Origin of the sequence: Globicatella sanguinis, assembly GCF_002847845.2 — a bacterium.
GTDB classification, from domain to species: Bacteria; Bacillota; Bacilli; order Lactobacillales; family Aerococcaceae; genus Globicatella; species Globicatella sanguinis.
Window position 1 is genome coordinate 2,047,097 of record NZ_CP126962.1, and the last position, 19,655, is coordinate 2,066,751.

Annotated in this window: 14 protein-coding genes and 1 pseudogene; 10 read left to right on the forward strand and 5 right to left on the reverse strand. The window is 36.6% G+C overall.

Translation table 11 applies throughout. From position 1 onward, the window contains the following. Positions 1-621: 621 nt before the first annotated feature. The 4 genes and pseudogenes from CYJ72_RS09125 to CYJ72_RS11600 form a co-directional block, all read left to right on the forward strand. Positions 622-1,509: an SDR family oxidoreductase gene (locus CYJ72_RS09125; RefSeq protein ID WP_284629476.1), complete on the forward strand. Its 888-nt coding sequence runs from the start codon at positions 622-624 to the stop codon at positions 1,507-1,509. A 363-nt stretch (positions 1,510-1,872) separates the two neighbouring features. Beyond that, positions 1,873-3,393, forward strand: coding sequence for a glycerol kinase GlpK (gene glpK / locus CYJ72_RS09130; RefSeq protein ID WP_284629478.1), 1,521 nt, complete (start codon positions 1,873-1,875; stop codon positions 3,391-3,393). A 121-nt stretch (positions 3,394-3,514) separates the two neighbouring features. Next, on the forward strand, positions 3,515-5,335 hold the full coding sequence (gene glpO, locus CYJ72_RS09135) for a type 1 glycerol-3-phosphate oxidase (protein WP_284629479.1): 1,821 nt from the start codon (positions 3,515-3,517) through the stop codon (positions 5,333-5,335). Positions 5,336-5,411: 76 nt separating this feature from the next. Then, a pseudogene (locus tag CYJ72_RS11600) lies at positions 5,412-5,501 on the forward strand (MurR/RpiR family transcriptional regulator); the annotation flags it as partial. A 331-nt stretch (positions 5,502-5,832) separates the two neighbouring features. Here CYJ72_RS11600 and codA read toward each other — a convergent pair. Then, positions 5,833-7,068, reverse strand: coding sequence for a cytosine deaminase (gene codA, locus CYJ72_RS09140; RefSeq protein ID WP_284629481.1), 1,236 nt, complete (start codon positions 7,066-7,068; stop codon positions 5,833-5,835). A 6-nt stretch (positions 7,069-7,074) separates the two neighbouring features. Beyond that, positions 7,075-8,352 (reverse strand): cytosine permease, encoded by a 1,278-nt coding sequence (gene codB, locus CYJ72_RS09145; RefSeq protein ID WP_284629483.1) that lies wholly within the window; start codon positions 8,350-8,352, stop codon positions 7,075-7,077. Between the two features lie 305 nt (positions 8,353-8,657). On the opposite strand from codB, the gene CYJ72_RS09150 reads away from it, so the two are divergent. From CYJ72_RS09150 to CYJ72_RS09160, 3 genes are all read left to right on the forward strand, one after another. Beyond that, positions 8,658-9,314 carry a TraX family protein gene (locus CYJ72_RS09150; RefSeq protein ID WP_284629485.1) on the forward strand — a complete coding sequence of 219 codons (657 nt, stop codon included), beginning with the start codon at positions 8,658-8,660 and terminating at the stop codon, positions 9,312-9,314. A gap of 141 nt (positions 9,315-9,455) precedes the next feature. Further along, the gene (locus CYJ72_RS09155) at positions 9,456-9,764 is read left to right on the forward strand and encodes a DUF4298 domain-containing protein (protein WP_284629487.1); all 309 of its coding nucleotides are present in this window, start codon (positions 9,456-9,458) and stop codon (positions 9,762-9,764) included. A gap of 299 nt (positions 9,765-10,063) precedes the next feature. After that, a complete protein-coding gene (locus CYJ72_RS09160) occupies positions 10,064-11,314 on the forward strand; it encodes a hypothetical protein (RefSeq protein WP_284629488.1) in 1,251 nt (416 codons plus the stop codon). A 210-nt stretch (positions 11,315-11,524) separates the two neighbouring features. Here CYJ72_RS09160 and CYJ72_RS09165 read toward each other — a convergent pair whose 3' ends face one another. Both CYJ72_RS09165 and CYJ72_RS09170 read right to left on the reverse strand, forming a co-directional pair. Next, entirely contained in the window at positions 11,525-13,735 is a 2,211-nt protein-coding gene (locus CYJ72_RS09165) for an RNA degradosome polyphosphate kinase (RefSeq protein WP_284629490.1), read from the reverse strand. 309 nt (positions 13,736-14,044) lie between these two features. Then, positions 14,045-15,598, reverse strand: a complete 1,554-nt coding sequence (locus CYJ72_RS09170) for a Ppx/GppA family phosphatase (protein WP_066126767.1) — start codon at positions 15,596-15,598, stop codon at positions 14,045-14,047. A gap of 255 nt (positions 15,599-15,853) precedes the next feature. On the opposite strand from CYJ72_RS09170, the gene CYJ72_RS09175 reads away from it, so the two are divergent. Further along, entirely contained in the window at positions 15,854-16,681 is an 828-nt protein-coding gene (locus CYJ72_RS09175; protein WP_284629492.1) for a metallophosphoesterase, read from the forward strand. 304 nt (positions 16,682-16,985) lie between these two features. Then, positions 16,986-17,720, forward strand: coding sequence for a pseudouridine synthase (locus CYJ72_RS09180; RefSeq protein ID WP_284629494.1), 735 nt, complete (start codon positions 16,986-16,988; stop codon positions 17,718-17,720). 155 nt (positions 17,721-17,875) lie between these two features. On the opposite strand, the gene tnpA is transcribed toward CYJ72_RS09180, so the two are convergent. Next, positions 17,876-18,325, reverse strand: coding sequence for an IS200/IS605 family transposase (gene tnpA, locus CYJ72_RS09185; RefSeq protein ID WP_431606508.1), 450 nt, complete (start codon positions 18,323-18,325; stop codon positions 17,876-17,878). A gap of 83 nt (positions 18,326-18,408) precedes the next feature. Between tnpA and CYJ72_RS09190 the strand changes: the two genes are divergently transcribed. Next, a complete protein-coding gene (locus CYJ72_RS09190; protein WP_284629498.1) occupies positions 18,409-19,551 on the forward strand; it encodes an RNA-guided endonuclease TnpB family protein in 1,143 nt (380 codons plus the stop codon). Positions 19,552-19,655 lie beyond the last annotated feature (104 nt).

The window sequence follows — 19,655 nt, forward strand, 5'->3', positions numbered from 1 at the left end:
TTTCTTTAATAAGGTCTGAGAAGTGAAATAGCCATAAAAAAGCGTTAAGTTTTTGCTTCATCCTGTATAAGCAAAAGATTGGAAAGGATTAAGGAAGCCCCAAAATTTTGAGTTAATGTCATTCGAATGGTAGATTCATCAATCATGATACCGAGCAGTTAAATCGCCTTATGCGCATCTGGCTAACAACTTAAATTGACAGACTATTTTAGCATTCTGGCATAAAGCTCACCAGAAACTGCGAAAAACTCAAAATATTTTTATTTATTATAGGCGCAGTGGTTGAGGGGATTGAATCTGCATCTTCAAGAGAGAGCATGAACGTTGTAAGTTCAGACAATATATAGCTTGTTAATTATCTGAGCAGTGGTTGAGGGGCTCAATCTGCATCTTCAAGAGAGAGCATGAACGTTGTAAGTTCAGACAATATATAGTTTGTTAATTATCAGCACAGTGGTTGAATGACCGCAACCTGTGTCTTAATATGGTTGGGCATCATTTGGATAAATTAAACAAGTGATGGCTTGTTTTAATAAAAAGATAGTTGAGCGAGTCGTATCATTTGAATCTAATTAATATTTCCTTTACACTTGGTCTACCAAGTAGAAGGAGGAACAATCAATGAACAAGAACTTAAAAGACCCAAGAACGCTGTATCATCCAGGCAAGTTTCTAGATCAAGAACAAGACACTCCAGCACTACAAGATGAAATGTTACCAGAACCCGATTGCGGTGAAACTTCTTATAAAGGAAACGACCGTTTAGTAGGCAGAACAGCTTTAATTACTGGGGGAGACTCCGGAATCGGACGCGCTGTTGCGATCGCTTTTGCACGTGAAGGTGCCGATGTTGCGATTCAATATTTCCCAGGTGAAGAACAAGATGCTTTAGAAGTAAAAGAGATAATTGAAAAAGAAGGCCGTCGCTCCTTATTGATGCCAGTTGATTTACGCGATCAAAATGTGGCGACAGAGATTGTTGAACAGACTGTTAAAGAATTAGGTAAGCTAGATATCTTAGTTTTAAATGCGGCTCAACAAATTGCGGTAGAAAACCTATCGGATTTAACGATTGAACAAGTAGAAGACACTTTCAAAGTCAATATTGTCTCAATGTTTGAAACAGTGAAAGCAGCGGAGAAACATTTACCAACGGGGGCAACAATTGTAACGACAACCTCGGTACAAGCAACGAGTCCGAGTCCACAATTAATGGATTATGCGGCTACCAAAGCGTCGATAACTAATTTTACAAAAAACTTAGCTCAGTATTTCGCTGAAAAAGGTATCCGAGTAAATGGCGTAGCACCTGGTCCAATCTGGACACCACTTCAATTAGACGACGGGCAATTAGATGGGAAAATACCTGAGTTTGGACAAGCAAGTTTATTAGGTCGCGCAGGACAACCAGTCGAATTAGCGTCAGTTTATGTCTTCTTGGCTTCAGAAGAATCCTCATACGTCACATCACAAATTTATGGTGTCACGGGCGGAGAGGCGATCAATTAATTTTTTAATCACAGATAGTTTTATGAAAAGTTCAGTAAGACAGCTTGATGTTTTACTGGCTTTTTTTGTATTTAACGGTTTTAAGTCATTAAACCTCGTGAAGGTGTATGTGACCATTTTAGATAATTCAGCTATGTTTGGTAATGTGCTTTTAGGCATTAAGTTAGCTTTGTTATCTATTAAAAAATTTAGCTGATTAAGCACGACGTTGTAATTTATTTCATGATTAAGTCTGTTTAGGTACCAAATAGAATATCTATAATAAAATCTTGATATAAAAAATAATATAATCAATTTTGTTAGCATTTTCATAAACTCAGGATTATACTAGAAGTGTAGTAGTAAAATTCGAGGAGGTTTCTCATGAACGAAGAAAAATTTATTATGGCGATTGATCAAGGTACGACCTCATCACGCGCCATTATTTTTAATAAAAAGGGGGAAATGGTGGCTTCCTACCAAAAAGAATTTCCTCAAATTTTCCCTAAAGCTGGTTGGGTAGAACATGATGCAAATCTCATTTGGAACTCAGTCCAATCTGTTATTGCGGGAGCTTTTATTGAAAGTGGCGTGAAACCTAGCCAAATTGAAGCGATTGGGATTACTAACCAACGAGAAACGACGGTGGTCTGGGACAAAAATACTGGTTTGCCTATTTATAATGCGATTGTTTGGCAATCACGGCAAACAGCTTATTTAGCAGATGAATTAATAGATGCAGGATATAAAGAGTTATTCCACCAAAAAACTGGATTAGTGATTGATGCTTATTTCTCAGCGACTAAAATTCGTTGGATTTTAGACCATGTTGAAGGAGCGCAAGAACGAGCAGAAAGAGGCGAATTGTTATTTGGTACGATTGACACTTGGTTAGTCTGGAAATTGACCAATGGTGCGACGCATGTCACTGATTATACTAATGCCGCCCGTACTATGTTATTTAATATTAATGATTTACAATGGGATGAGGAGATTTTAGAAATCTTGAATATTCCAACCACAATGTTACCGGAAGTGAAATCTAACTCAGAGATTTATGGTACCACTGCTTCCTTTCATTTCTACGGTGGAGAAGTGCCCATCTCAGGAATGGCTGGAGACCAACAAGCTGCTTTATTTGGCCAATTAGCTTTTGAAAAAGGAATGGTTAAAAATACCTATGGAACAGGCTCATTTATCATTATGAATACCGGTGAAGAGGCCTTAATTTCGAAAAACAATCTCTTAACCACGATAGGTTATAGTATTAATGGCAAGGTGAACTATGCACTAGAAGGGTCTATTTTTGTAGCCGGTTCGGCGATTCAATGGCTTCGTGATGGCTTAAAAATGATTGAATCATCACCAGAGTCCGAGCGTTTAGCGGAAAAATCGACGAATAACGATGAAGTCTATATTGTGCCGGCATTTACCGGTCTAGGAGCTCCATATTGGAATTCAGATGCACGAGGCTCAGTCTTTGGATTAACCCGGGGGACGACACGTGAAGATTTCGTTAAAGCAACTTTACAATCGATTGCCTACCAAGTCCGTGACATTATTGAAACGATGCAAAGTGACTCAGGTATAGAGATACCGGTCTTAAAAGTTGACGGTGGCGCAGCGATGAATGACTTTTTATTACAGTTCCAAGCAGATATTTTAGGAATTGAAATTGCACGTGCCACTAATTTAGAGACCACGGCTTTAGGTGCAGCGTTATTAGCTGGATTAGCGGTTGGTTTCTGGCGTGATATGGACGAGATTAGATCTTTAAATGCTACCAGTCAATTATTTAAACCTGAAATGAACAATGCCCGTAAGGAGCAACTATATCGTGGATGGCAAAAAGCGGTAGCGGCGACGCAATTATTTGCTGAACGCAATGAAACCAATATTGATTAAATGTGCAAATCAACATCAAAAAAATAGGTGTAACGGGAAGGTTCATATTTTTTGAAGCATGTCCAACTTAATTTTCACCTTTAATTGATTTCACAAATAAATAGTAGAAAGGAAGCAAGTTATGAAATTATCTTTTGAATCAAGAAGACAATCCATTGCGAAAATGCAAGAACAAACCTTGGATTTATTGATTATTGGAGGAGGCATCACCGGGGCGGGTGTGGCATTACAAGCAGCCGCTTCAGGATTACAAACTGGTCTAATTGAAATGCAAGACTTTGCTGAAGGGACTTCTTCGCGATCAACCAAATTAGTTCATGGTGGCTTACGTTATTTAAAACAATTTGACGTCGAAGTCGTATCGGACACTGTATCCGAACGTGCGGTAGTACAACAAATCGCTCCTCATATTCCTAAAGCTGATTCCATGTTACTGCCGGTTTATGATGAACCGGGAGCTACTTTTAGTCAATTCCGCTTAAAAGTAGCGATGGATTTATATGATTTATTAGCAGGGGTGAATAACACACCTTTAGCCAATAAAATGTTAACTAAAGCCGAAGTCTTAGAACGTGAACCCGATTTAAGTCCAGAAGGCTTAGTAGCCGGTGGGGTGTATCTAGACTATCGTAATAATGATGCGCGTTTAGTGATTGAAAATATTAAGCGAGCGTCACAAGATGGGGCTTTTATCGCCAGTCGTGTAAAAGCAGTCGGCTTATTATTTGATGACGAAGGGCAAGTCATCGGTGTAGAAGCTGAAGATTTATTGAATGACACGACGTTTGAGATTAAAGCACGAGTGGTGATTAATACGACGGGACCATGGTCTGATACTATCCGTCAATTAGATGAGCAACATCAAACAGCGATTATGCGTCCTACTAAAGGGGTTCATTTAGTGGTAGATGAAAGTGTCATTAAAGTGTCACAACCTACTTATTTTGATAGTGGCGAAGGTGATGGACGTATGGTTTTTGTGTTACCACGAGAAAATAAAACCTACTTTGGTACTACCGATACGGATTATAATGGTGATTTAGCTCATCCACGAGTCACCCAAGAAGATGTGGATTACCTCTTACGTATCGTAAACCGTCGTTACCCTAAAGCCAATGTCACCTTGAGTGATATAGAATCTTCATGGGCTGGCTTACGACCATTAATTTCAGGCAATGCAGCCTCTGATTATAAAGGAGGGAACTCTGGTAAAGTTTCTGACGAATCATTTAATCATTTAATCGACACGGTTAAAGCCTATTTAGATGGCGAAGCAAATCGTGCAGCTGTTGAGTCTGCAGTGGGTTCCTTAGAAGGCTCTGTCTCAGAGAAAACATTAGACCCTTCAGCAGTCTCTAGAGGGTCAAGTTTAGAAATAGATCCAAATGGTTTATTAACCTTAGCGGGAGGTAAAATTACCGACTACCGTAAAATGGCAGAAGGAGCCTTATTAAAGATATTAGATATCTTATCAGAGCAACACCATTTACATTTTAGAATGATTAACTCGAAGACCTATCCGGTATCAGGGGGAGAATTTAACCCAGCGAATGTCGATGAAGAGTTAGAAACTTTAGCAGAATTAGGAGTTAGACGTGGTTTATCAAGAGAAGATGCCCGTTATTTAGCTAACTTATACGGATCAAACGTACCTAAAGTCTTTAACTTAACGAACAAATATCCATTTGGCCACAAATTATCACTAAAAGATTGGATTTCTTTACAATATTCAATGGAAGAAGAATTAGCGTTAACGCCAGTGGACTATTTATTACGTCGTACTAATTATATTTTATTTATGCGTGAGCAAGTTAATCAAATGGTCGAACCGGTATTACAAACCATGCGTGACTATTATGATTGGGATGAGGCCACTACGCAAAAATATCATGAGGAATTAATCGCAACATTAAATGAAAATGATTTGAAACACCTCAAATAAGAAGAAAATGAAATAAATCTCACAATATTAGAAATCATTCTAGCGTGTGAGATATAGGATAGGAGAGGAAATTGCAATGTCTTTTTTTGGAAAGATAGATTTTAATCGATTATCGGATACAGAAAAAGTTTTGTATCATTATATGTCGAGTAATATTGAGAAAATTCTCTCATAAATTTGGATAATCTTGTTAATGATGTTTAATGATTTTGATAAGTAACTTTCGTAAAACGCATTTTTATAATAAACAGTTCTCATCCAAATAATCTAAAATCACAGTGTTTTAGCATAAATGATTTTTAATGTTAAAAAGTGAACCGACTATTTCAATCGAACAGGTAATACCCCTACCCCCAACGTAGTTCGAAATACAAAACGAATAGAAATAAATATAAATAATATAGAGTGAGTTGCGATTACCTATCCAATGATGGTAGGTAGCACTCACTCTATTTGAGGTGTGTGTATTTATTTTAGTTTAATATGACAAATAAGAGTTAGAATAGAACCTCTTTTACTTTTGGCTGAGTTTGCGCAATAATTTTACCTTCGTGGATATTATATAAGACTTCGCTACGTTCATTTAAAACATTATAGAAATTATTGTGATTCATAATAATTAAGTTAGCCGGTTTACCTTCCTCAATTCCGTAACGGTCGGTAATATTTAAACAGCGAGCAGCATTATGAGTTACAAAGCGATAGGAGTCCATAATCTCTTGATAGCCCATCATATGACCAATATGTAATCCCATATGAATGACTTCTAACATATTACCATCACCTAATGGGTACCAAGGATCGAATAAGTCGTCATGACCAAAAGCAACATTATTACCGTTGGCTAGTAATTCTTTGACTCGCGTCATGCCACGACGTTTTGGATAAGTATCAATTCGCCCTTGTAGATGCGTATTTACGAGTGGATTGGCGATAAAGTTGATTTCAGAAAGACGTAATAAACGCATTAATTTCGCAACATAGGCATTATTATAAGAATGCATCGCGGTGGTATGCGAAGCTGTTACTCGTCCTTTCATGCCTGTTTCTAAAGCGAGAGTAGCTAATACTTCTAAGCCGCGTGAAGCTTCGTCGTCGATTTCATCACAATGTACGTCAACTAAGACATTGTATTTTTGTGCTAATTGCATCATCATTTTAAGTGAAGCAACGCTGTACTCACGAGTAAATTCATAATGAGGAATGGCACCCACTACGTCAGCACCTAATTTTAAAGCTTCTTCTAATAATTCAAAGCCATTTTTGAAACTTAGTATACCTTCTTGTGGGAAGGCTACAATTTGAATTTCAATAAAGTCTTTCACTTCTTCACGCAGATCGATTAATGCTTTTAAGGCAGTTAAATTAGGGTCCGTCGTATCAACATGAGTTCTGACAAATTGAATACCATTTGCAGCTTGTTTACGAATCGCACGTCCAGCACGTTCTTTTACATCGTCATAAGTGAGACTTTCTTTGCGTAAAGCCCAAGTCTCAATCCCTTCAAATAGGGTACCGGACTCATTCCATTTTGGTTCACCGGCGGTTAAAACAGAATCTAAATGAATATGTGGTTCGATAAAGGGAGGTAAAGCAAGTTTTCCTGTTGCATCAATCACTTCTTCATTGTCACCAGCATGCAAATGATCACTTATTACAGTAATGATACCATCAACGATACGGATGTCAGTAGCAGTTTCTTGGTTTTCGATATGAACGTTTTTGATTAACATAATAGATTACCCCTTTACTTTTGATAAGACGATATAAACAACACTTGCGACAATTAAACTATTAATCGGTGTAATCCCCACTTGGATGATTAATCCTAAGGCGATACCGACAATCACTGCAATAATCGCATTCCAATTCCATTCTCTAGCAGTCTCAACTTCTTGATATTGATCTTTACTCATAAAGTAGTCAATAATAATGACCGCACCAACAGGTGGAATCATCGAGCCTAATAAGCTTAAGTAAGACACAAAGTTGTCGTATAAGAAGATGGCTAGTAACGTTGCGATGGTTCCAGCTGATAAAGTCATCCATTTCATTGGTAATTTGGTGACATTCGAAATGGATAGGCCTGAAGTGTACAAGGCGTTGTTATTGGTTGACCAAATATTAAATCCTAAAGATAAAATAGCTGGAATCGTTAAACCTTGAAAAATTAACACATCAAAGATATCGGGCATATTAAAAGCAGCGGCACCAGTAGCACCAAAACTAAACATTAAGATATTGCCGATAAAGAAAGCAATCACAGTGGAAATAATGGCGTTCATTCGATTATTAGCAAAGCGGGTAAAATTTGGTGTAGAGGTCCCACCACTAATAAAGTTACCAATGACGATACTTAAGGCCGCGGTTAACGTAATCGGCTGACCCGGTGTTTCGGAAAATAAATGGCCAACGCCGCCCACATCACTGATTGAACGATACATTGAGTAGAAACCTAAAACCGTAATTAATGGCACCGCAATTGAACCGAAAACGGATAAAGCTTTAATCCCTTTTACTGAAGTTAAGGTCATCATCGCACCTAAGATTAATACTAATAGATAAGTGTTGATGCCATATAATTTTGCCACTGGAATTGCGAACATGGCTATACCTACACCGAACCAACCCATTTGGGTTAATCCCACTAATAAAGAGGGTAATTTTGAACCAGTATGACCAAATGCTTTTTTAGACAATAAGTCAAAATTCATACGAGTGGTTTGTCCGATATGAGCGAGAACCCCGGTATAGGCTGCTAAGAAGAGATTCCCTAATAAAATAGCGATCACAAAGTTAGTAAAATTAAGCCCTAAACCTAATTGTCCGCCCGCCAACATGGAAGGGGAGAAATAAGTAAAACCAACCATCACCACTAACATTTGCCAGAAATTTTTATAATTTCCGTTTACCTTTGAGAGGGCATATTCCTCATCTTGAGTGTTAACTGCCTGTGCATCCCCATTTATCTGTGTGGGTGTCGCCGCAACGTCTTGATGCTTCGCAATATTTTGCATAACAAAAAAGCCTCCTATAAAATTAATTAAATCTCTGGATAGAGATCGCATAATTTTCTAGCAAGCTAAAAAAACGTATTCTCTATCTTTCCTACCTCTCGGATAGGTTTAAAGATTTATCGTTAACTATTATAACAAACATGAACGGATTGTAAAGTGAAAATCTACACTAATTTGAGAAAATTTCGTCATTATCCGTCAATCAAACTCGAATTGTTGTTGTGGAATAGGTATAATAAGCATAACGAAAACGAGCTATTAAAGGAGGGAATATTATCAATTCAAAAATATTAAATGGGGCCCAATTGAAAATCATTGCGATGATTACGATGTTAGTGGACCATTTCGTCAAGATGGTCCTATTTCAATATACACAAATTTCCCGAATTAGTTTAGGAATAGAATTGATGTTGATTTTGGGGAGAATTGCCTATCCGATTTTTTGTTTTTTATTAGTCGAAGGCTTTGTTCACACCCGTAATCGCAAGCGATATTTGATGAATTTGTTAGGATTTGCTCTTATTACGGAAATTCCCTTTAACTTGCTAATATCAGGATCTTGGCAGTTTCCATATTATCAAAATATTTTGTGGACCTTTAGCGTGGCAGTAATTGTCCTAATGGGGTTTGAATACTGTTTGAGTAAGCGACAATGGCCTTACACACTATTAGCTGCGGTGATTGTCTTAGCAGGTTGTTTAGTCGCATATTTGGGGTTAGTAGATTATGGTTACACCGCAATTTTAACGATTGTAGCACTCTATTATTTTCATGATCGTCCAATATATGGTCTACTAGTGGGGATATTTATAAACGGTGATTCATTATTCGCTAGCTTGGGTTTTCTATTATGTGCTTTTTATAATGGGCAAAGGGGTCATTTAAATAAATGGATAGGGTATAGCTTTTATCCCTTACACTTGTTGTTACTTTATTTCCTACAACTCTATTTGTTTGGATAAAATCTGCATTGTTCTATTAATTAAAAGCGGGCCTATAATATGTACCAAAATTTCTAATGTTTATTATTCGCAACTTTGAAAGAGTTATCCTATACTAAAGTGGGATAGGTCGTTTTGTAAAATAGGAAAGAAGGAATCGGGATGCGGCAAGAGATTAACCGAATAATGGCGATGGAAGGCATATTGGAAAATCAAACTGTCTTAGTCCATGAACTGAATCAGTTATTGGACCAGATTGAAGAGACTCATTCAAATCTTGTAAAATTACGAACTTATTATGGTAGCGAAGAATTTCATCATGATGTGGAAATGCATCAACAAGGAAAATTTCCTGATGATTTAGACCGCTTGGTTCTATCAGAAGATGGCATCTATAATGTTATTACTGGACATTATCAAACTGCCATTCGGATGATTGAATTGGCTACTAAGAAATTAAAAGACTACTAATGGAGTGGGCACAATTTATTGATAAAATAATCAATCAATACTTAAGTTTATTGCGAATCTTTTAAAATGTTCAACGCATTAAAAAGAAACTCTCGTTCGATTCAAATTAACTAAAATATGATGTGGTAACCCTGTTAAAATATTGATTTAATAGGGGTTTTCTTTGTCGCGGAATTATTTAAAATTTTAATAAATAAAACTTATCCTAAGCACTTTTCTTTGCATTTGAAAGCAGTTTTACTTTAAGATTAAGGTGTAGTAAATAGATTAAGCAAACAAAATTTGGGAGGATGAGACCAATGAGAAAATGGGCCAAACTATGGTTAGCGGCAATGACAGCAGTCAGTTTACATGCCCCTGCCTTAAACGTCGTAAATGCTGAAACCGCAACAGTTGATGAAACGTCTTTTGAAGTTAATGGACAACAATTTGATCTCTATGAATCAATATATCCCCAAGTAGAATTTGAAATCGGCGAGGGTGAGAGTATTCATGATCGGATTATTTTGAATGAAGACACTTTATTTGCTTCGGTAGATGATGCTTTGTATCTATCTAATCCAGGAAGTAATTTTGAATATGTGAATGAAATTACAGGAGCCAAAAGTTATCGTGACTTGTCAACCTTTGCTTGGTTGTACTTAATTTATGATAATGGTGATATGCAAATTGTTTCGCCAGCTGTGGCTTCCACCGATTTATTAGATACTTTTAGTTTAGAAGAATTAGTCGAAGCGCAGTATCAAGATATTAATTTTAAATTGCATGGCTCTTACCTGAATCATTATACGGATGATATTTATGAGATGTATCATTATACGAAAAACTTTTCCCCACAGATAATTGCGGATGCCTATGCAGATGTTCGTCGTGCGGAAATTTTACAAGAAGAAGATCCATCTAATCCACGGATTCAAGAGATACTAGATGAGATGTACGACACTTATAATTTATTAGTGGAACGTTATGATATGTCAGTCAGCGAAGAGAAAGCCCCATACTTTGAATACTTTGAAGGGGTGGAAGAGTCAGCTGAACTGGATGAAAGAGAAAGTATTATAGTAGAAGCTTTCCATAAATTACCGTTAGATTTCCAACAACGTTTAGCACGTTTTGGTTATATGACGCATACGGATATTAATAATATTATCGATGTGGGTGACTTTGACTTAAGTGCGATGGCGTATCCAGCAAGAGAAATTCACTTCTCGGAAGAATATGAAATTGAACCGGTCATCATTTATCATGAAATGGGGCATATTATTGATTATTCTTCTCGTGTTTATAAAGATCCGGCTTTAGAAGAATATAAGAGTTTCTCAGATTCTGATGAATGGATGAGTGTCCATCAAGCAGAGTGGGAAGAAGAAGGTTCTTATTATCATGAACCATCAGAATCGTTTGCTCAAGGTTTTGCGGCTTACTGGATTAAGAAAATCGAAGGCACACAGACCAGTGACTATGGATATGAAAATACCGACATTGCGGACCGTCCTGAGACCGAAGCTTATTTTGAAGACTTATTCGCAAAATTAAATATTGAAGGATAAAGTTATAAAACAATAGCAATAACACCTTACTCAACGATGAACGAGTAAGGTGTTTTTGTAATGAATGTAAAATTATGGCTCTCTACTTTTTGGTGTAGGTGAACAGAAATGACTCTGTTCACCCACACCATTTGACAAAGAGCCGATTTTCTACTTTTTTTCCACTTCCAGTGCTATTACTGATCAATAAGAACAATAAGATAATTAATTTTATTTGAACCATGCAACTAAACGTTGCCACCAACTTAAACTTGGTTTGCTTTCAACCACTGAGACTGTTGGCACTAGTGCTTCACGCTTGCTTTCAGCTAGTCGCATTAATTGGGTTTGAGAATTGTTTTGAACCATTGTCCGATCGGGTCGGGTATAGGTGCCATCAACTTGAAGTTCACGGGCTTTCATAGTGTCAGCTAATTGATAGTCTAAGATGTCGATAATTTGTTTTTCAATCTCTGTTGATAAAATAGGAAACTCAATTTCGACACGACGAACCATGTTACGCGTCATCATATCGGCTGATGATAGGAATAAATGATGCGCACCATTTCGATTAAAGAAGTAAATTCTAGAGTGTTCTAAAAAGCGTCCGACGATACTTCTGACATGAATATTTTCTGAAATGCCTTCTACACCAGGTTTTAAGCAGCAGATACCTCGGATAATTAATTCAATTTTTACTCCCGCTTGACTTGCTTGATAAAACTTCTTAATGATTGCTTTATCGGTTAAGGAGTTCATTTTAGCAACAATGCGTCCATTACCAAATTGATTTTGGTAGGCAATTTCTTCATCGATATAATCAATTAACGAGTCACGAATTTCAAAGGGGGACACATGTAAGTGTTTATAATGCGGTCTTTCAGTAAAGCCACTTAAGTGGTTAAAGAATTTAGACGCATCTTCGGTTATTTCTTCATGACAGGTTAAAATTCCCATATCCGTATAAATACGAGCGGTTTTATCATTGTAGTTACCAGTCCCTAAATGGACATAGCGTTGAATTTTATCTTCTTCACGGCGGATGACTAAGGTGATTTTACTATGAGTTTTTAATTCTGACACACCATATAAGACATGGCAACCCGCTTCTTCTAGTTCGCGCGCCCAAAAGACATTGTTTTCTTCGTCAAAGCGCGCCTTTAATTCTACTAAGACGGTAACTTCTTTACCACGTTCGGCAGCTTGTTTTAAGGCCGCGATAATCGGTGAGTGTTTAGAAACACGGTATAAGGTTTGTTTAATGGCGATTGTTTTTTCGTCATTGGCAGCTGTTTCGATTAAGGAAACAATGGGCTTGAATGAGTCATATGGGTGGTTAAAGAACAAGTCTTTTTCACGAATCGCATCAAATAATTTTTCACCTGTATGTTCAGGATTTAAAAATGGCTCAAATGGTGGATATAAGGCTTCTGGATGGTCGGCACCCACTTGATCATGTAATTTAAATAAGAAGGTTAAATCCAATGGACCCGCAATTTGATATAAGTCAAAATCTTCTAATTGTAAAATATCCATTAAGACATCTAAATGATGGGATTCATAGACTTTTGAAATAGAGGTATCGACTTCAATTCGCACGGCTTCTCCATTTTTACGCTTTTTCAAGGAATCTTCAATCTCAATTATTAAGTCTAAAGCTCCTTCTTCACGAATATCAAAGTCAGCATCACGTGTAATTCTAAAAGGTAATGAGAAATTCACATGATAGCCTTTAAATAATTCATCGATAAAATGGACAATTAAATCTTCAGTGAAAACCAATGTTTTGGTACTGGTATTTTCAATCGTGATATAACGGTCGACAAGATTAGGAATCGGTACAATGGCAGTCATTTGATTGCCTTTTTCATTTTGTAAGCTAACTAAAATATTAATCGCTTTGTTACTTAAATGCGGAAATGGTCGATAAGCATCAATTCCAATAGGGGACAATGTCGGTAAAATTAATTGTCTAAAACGATGCTCCGCTATCACTAATTCTTCTGGTGTTAACTCAGCACTGCGTTTAATTTGATAATCATAAGTAGGTAAAATTTTAACCAGTTCATGATAACGATTATATTGTAATTCAATATTTTTAGCATTCTTTTTACGAATTGCCTGCAATAATTCAAAAGGGGTCATTTGCGTTTTGTTTTCTGCAATTTCGACATTGGCACTATATTGATCATAGACACCAGCCACTCGTATCATGAAAAATTCATCGGCATTTGAACTGGCAATGGCTAAGAAGTTTAATTGTTCTAAAAATGGATTATTTTGATCATAGGCTTCTTCAATCACGCGTTTATTAAAGTCTAACCAGCTTAATTCACGGTTAAAATAATAATCAGGTGAGTCATAAGGATCTTTTACAATAAAGTCGTTCTTTTTAAAAGAATGTTTTTGTATTTTTTCAGATTTTTTTTGACGTTTAGGCATAATAATTCCTTTCTTATCGAACAAATAAAAGTGCTAGAGCTTCGATAGCAATTCTTTAAAATCATATCTTGGTAGATGCTAGTAAGCGAGATGATTCAATCAATAACCAGTTGCTAGTAACCGAGCGGATGATTCAGTCTTTAACCAGTTGTTAGTAACCGAGTTGATGATACAACCATTAACCAGTTGTTAGTAACCGAGCGGATGATTCAATCAATAATCAATTACTAGTAACCGAGCAGATGATTAAGTCATTAACCAGTTGCGACTAGGAAATTGTATTGTTGACTTCAATAAAATTCTAAACACTTATGATTCAAGTTCGACAAATTTTAGTTCTAAATTTCCATCTAAGACGCGGCTTAAATGTTTTAAATGGCGATTGGTACGATAAGCTTCGGCCACTACTGGGGCGGTATGATAGATGACTAATTGATACTTGTTTTTGGATTTTTTGATAAAGTTTAAATCTTTAATCGGTTGTGTTTGCGAATCATTTAAGGCATCACTTACTTTTATGATTCCTCCTAAAATTAAGAGTTCTTTGATTTCGTCTTCGGTTAACCAATCAGGAAAATCGCGTAAGTATCGCATCATCATGGATTTGCTCTTGAAACTACTTAGTAAAGCTAATCGTAAGCGATCATGATGCGAGAAGCCTAATAAATCCATATTGGAAATAATATAGAAGGTATGTTGTGAATCAGCTTCTGAACTGATCATTGAACCAAAGCGATATAAATAGCTGGCAAATTCTAATTCGTTTTTTAGTTGGTCATCGTAGCGAATAACACCAGCTTCACTCAATGCTTGATAAAGTTTAATGGCGTAATTAACCCGCAAAATACTACCCTCAGGTAAAATATTCATCTTATCAGCAACTTGTTGGACCGTTCTTAATTTATTATTGCGTGCATCGATAGGAGAGTGATAATGCTCATTAATATAAGTTAGAACAAAACCTTCTCGTAGTCCCTGATTCGATAAAATGAAAATCGGTGCTTTGACCATATTTAATAATTCTAAAAAGACAATGTTGGCTGGGATGATGATGTCGACCCGGTCATTGCTGAGGCCATCAATATTCCCCATATCGTCTAAATCGGTGGCCATAAATAAATCCAAGGTTTGGTTCAAATTGGCTTCTGTCATATGATAGCCTTGAATTCCCGCAATCGGATAGTCATTTAAACGCTGATGAACATAGGCAATATTACGCGCAGAACCACTCATCGCGATAATTGGCAGTTTGGCTTTTTTCAACCAAGGTATGCTTTTAAATTGATCGCGTATATATTTGCGTAGTGCTTCAATAGCACTAGGATCATTATGCTTTTTATTTTTGAAGAATTGTTCTTTTAAAGTGACGTTCCCAAAAGGAAAACTATGGAATTGCACCATCTCTTTATTTTTAAAGAGCGTCACTTCACAACTGCCACCCCCGATATCAATGGTAATACCATCTGGTACATCAACGGAATGCAAAATCGCATATTGACCGAAAGTGGCTTCTTGTTCTTCTGATAAAATGGTGACCTCGATACCCACTTGTTTTTTGACTTGAGCTAAAATATCCTCACGGTTATCAGATTGCCGAATCGCTGCGGTTGCGACCGGGAATAATTTATCAACACCGGCTTTATCAGCCACAATTTTAAAAGACTGTAATACTTCGATTAATAAATCAATTCCCATTTGGTTCATCACGACTGATTTTTTGCTTTTTTCTAAGTATTGTGAAAGTCTTGCGGGGGTCTTGATATTTTGCAATTCAGTGATGTTAAATCGATGGTCAATCGCATAAACGACCAGACGGATAGTGTTTGATCCGATATCAATTAACCCAATTTTTTCATTATACATATAGGACTTCCTTTCTGAATAACATTTACAAATCCATAGTTTGGATAATAAAAAAGTGAGTAATAGCTGCTAACCTCATAAAGACTTAAAAATAAATCGTCTTATTTTTATAAACCTTCTTCATTATAACGAAGGCCAGACAGACACTCCATTTAGGATTTGTAAAAAATTTGTAAACATGAAAAATACATGATATTCTTATCTAGAATATATATTTTATAGTATTTATTATACCATTATTGAAGGTGGAACTGTATGAAATTTATAACAAAAATGGGATTAGCTGTTTCAACAATCGGCTTAGCGTTATTCACAGCGAATGGTCTCAATCAAAAATTAGTCATTAAACATTATAAATATCAACATCCGAATGTAAACAACGGTGTGAGAGCAGCCGTCATTACCGACTTGCATAGTAATTTAATTGGTGAGGATCAAGCAACCTTGATGTCCTTAATTGACAATGAATTTCCAGATGTAGTCTTTTTAGTCGGCGACATAGTCGATGAAAATTTACCTCAGAGTCATGCGGAATTATTTTTAGATCAAATCGTCGCTAAATACCCAACCTATTATGTAACAGGCAATCATGAAGCATATACGAAACGTGGCGAACAAGTAAAACAAATGATTGAAGCCAAAGGGATTGAAGTGCTAGCGCAAGAATCGAGTTTATTTACTTATAATGAGACCACCTTACAAATTACCGGCATTGATGATCCAACATTTCTTTCACCAGATATTGCCTTATTCGAAGCAATGCACAATCACCAATCCGGACCATATGTCAACGTTTTATTAGCCCATCGACCAGATTTAATTGAAGAATATTTAGCTTATCCCTTCGATATTATTTTCAGTGGTCATGCACATGGTGGACAATGGCGTATACCGGGTCTAATGAATGGACTGTACGCGCCTCATCAAGGGTTATTCCCCAAATATGCTGGCGGCGAATATAATTTCAATCAAACTAAATTAATTGTCAGTCGTGGCTTAGAAAATCAAAAGTTAGATCATATACCACGCTTCTATAATCGTCCAGAAGTAGTAATCGTGGATTTCTTACCGATTGAGGAGTAATAGGCTTGATGCGGTTAATGGCGCACCCCTTTAGGCTAAAGCAAATCATTAAAACCAGAGGCTAATAGCGGTAAAAACTCGGCTAAACCAAATCATTAAAACCAGAGGCTAATAGCGGTAAAAACTCGGCTAAACCAAATCATTAAAACCAGAGGCTAATAACGATGATCGGTCTGTCAAAGCCAATAATTTAAATAAAAAATTATAAAAATCAAGGACTTAAGTGCCTTACAACGAGCAGTTTAACGACCAATAGGTTGAGTTGGCACTGCCTTTTTGTGTCAATAATTAAAGTAGGAAATAGATGAGACTAGATAAATTTTTAATCAAAACATTACAATTAACGAAACAGCAACGAAAACGATTGTTAGCTGACCACCAAATCTTAATTGATGGCTACCAGGCTCTTTCACTAAGACAAAATATTGATAGTGAATTACAAAAAATTACGGTCAAAGGTCAACAAATCGTCAGTCCAACAGAAAAATATTATATGATGTATAAGCCAAAAGGGGTTATTAGTGCTGTTAAAGATGACCAGAAGCAGACGGTAATCGACCTTCTAAGAGCTGAAGATCAAATAGAGGGCCTATATCCTATTGGACGTTTGGACCGTTATACTAGTGGATTATTATTGTTGACGAATAATGGACCACTGGGTTATCGCCTATTACATCCGGATCATCATGTGGAGAAGCAGTATCGAGTTAAAGTAAATGGTGATATTAATGAAGAAACGGTCGCGCTGTTTGCTAGAGGGGTGATAATCGATCAAGATACCTTATGCAAACCTGCAAAATTGATTATTTTACGTCATTCACCAACGGAAAGTGAAGCGCTAGTTACCCTCTCGGAGGGCAAATACCATCAAGTGAAGAAGATGTTTTTAAGTGCAGGAGTCAAAGTAATTGAACTAGTACGGTTAACCTTTGGCGAATTCTCACTTGATCAAATGTTAAAACCGGGTGAATATCGTGAACTCAATCAAGCTGAACGTCAATTAATTAAACAATATTTATCGGAAGATATTTATATATAATTATCAAAAAACACCTATTATTACGTAGTGGTGAAATGTCCTATCTCTTGAACCGGGTTCAGATTTAGAGGACAGTACAAAACTATAGTAAAATAGGTGTTTATTTATTTAAAGTCGCCCCTTGAGAAAACCGTGTCATTCATTACATGGATGAATCAAGTTCTAGGGCGACCGTCATTGTATTCTGTTAATTGATTTTCAATATATTTTTTAACAGTTTCTTTAGACATACTACCTACTGTTGACATATACAACATGAAATAACTAGGTGTCCATAAATGGCCACCCCATAACATTGCCTTTGTTTCTGGATAAGCTTTGAACCATAGACGGGCAGATTTCCCTTTAAGTGTCTTGACGATATTACTTGCGGCATGTTTAGGGTGGAACGAAATCAACATATGGATATGGTCAGGCATAACTTGCAGCGATTGGATGACAATATCGTGTTCATCACAAATGTGGGTCAACATATCTTGCATGGCGTTTTGTTTTTCAATGGTTGTAAATATTTCTTTACGATACTTTGTTACCCAAACCAAATGGAAATTAAAATCATAGACATTTGTCCTTGTTTTTACCATCATACGTAAACACCTCTTTATTTACATTATAAGAATTGATATCGCTATAAACAAGTGTCATATGTATGGTATAATAGAACTATAAAAACAAGGGGGGTGAAAACATGTATCAAGGAATTGAGTGTAAGATCTATCCTAACGAGAAACAGCGTCAGTTAATTCATATGACCTTTGGTCATACCCGGTTCATTTGGAACGAAATGTTGGCCATGTTGAATGCGCGGTATGAAAACAATCCTGACCTTCAGATGCTGTCTTATAATGCGTTATCCGCTCTTATTCCGCAAATAAAGAAGGAATATCCCTGGTTGCGTGAAGTTGATAGCGTAGCTGTTCAATGTAGTGTTAAACGCTTATCCGAAACTTTTGTTAGGTTTTTTAAAGGTTATTCAAAATACCCAAAATTCAAATCAAAGAAGCACACCAAACAGTCGTATTTAAGTACCATACGTGGCAACAACATTCGTTTCAATGATAATCAGCGGTATATTAAATTACCCAAGTTAGGTTGGATAAAATGTAAGTCAAGTGTGCTTCACATTGAGAATGAACGCATAAAATCTGTCACCGTAAAATATACACCTAGTGGCGACTACTATCTCTCTCTTTTGGTCACAAGCGATAATCAAGCAATGCCCAAAACAGGGAATGTAGTCGGTGTCGATTTAGGTGTAAATGATCTAGCTATTACGTCTGATGGTCAAAAATATCAAAGTCAGCGACTGCATTTGTCTTATAAGAAACAATTACATTATTGGGAAAAGCGAATGGCCCGTAGACGTTTACAAGCCAAAAAGAACGGTGTCGCTTTAGTGGATGCGAAAAACTACCAGCAAGCCAAACGCCAAGTTGCCCGTATTCATCAACGTATCAAAAACATCCGTAAGGATTACATTCATAAAATCACCACCGATATGGTTAAAAGTTATGACGTTATCGTCCTAGAGGACTTAAAGACGACTAATATGATGAAAAATCATCAATTAGCTCGTTCGATTGCTAACCAATCCTGGCGGATGTTTAGAACAATCCTAGAGGCAAAGTGCGCAATGTACGATAAGACATTTGTAGCGATTAATCCGTACAAGACGTCACAAAAATGTTCCAATTGCGGATATGATAGCGGTAAAAAAGCGTTAAATATACGTTATTGGACTTGTACGAAGTGTAATATGCATCACGATAGAGATATCAACGCAGCTAAAAATATATTAAATATTGGCCTGGAACAGGCCTTAGTTAAATAGCTTAGACCGCTGTTTTGCTTTGAAATAAGCAGAACAAGTCATGAGTGTTTCTAGAAACACGCCATTTTAATGGCGTTGTAGTTCATTACAGAAAGTATCATCGG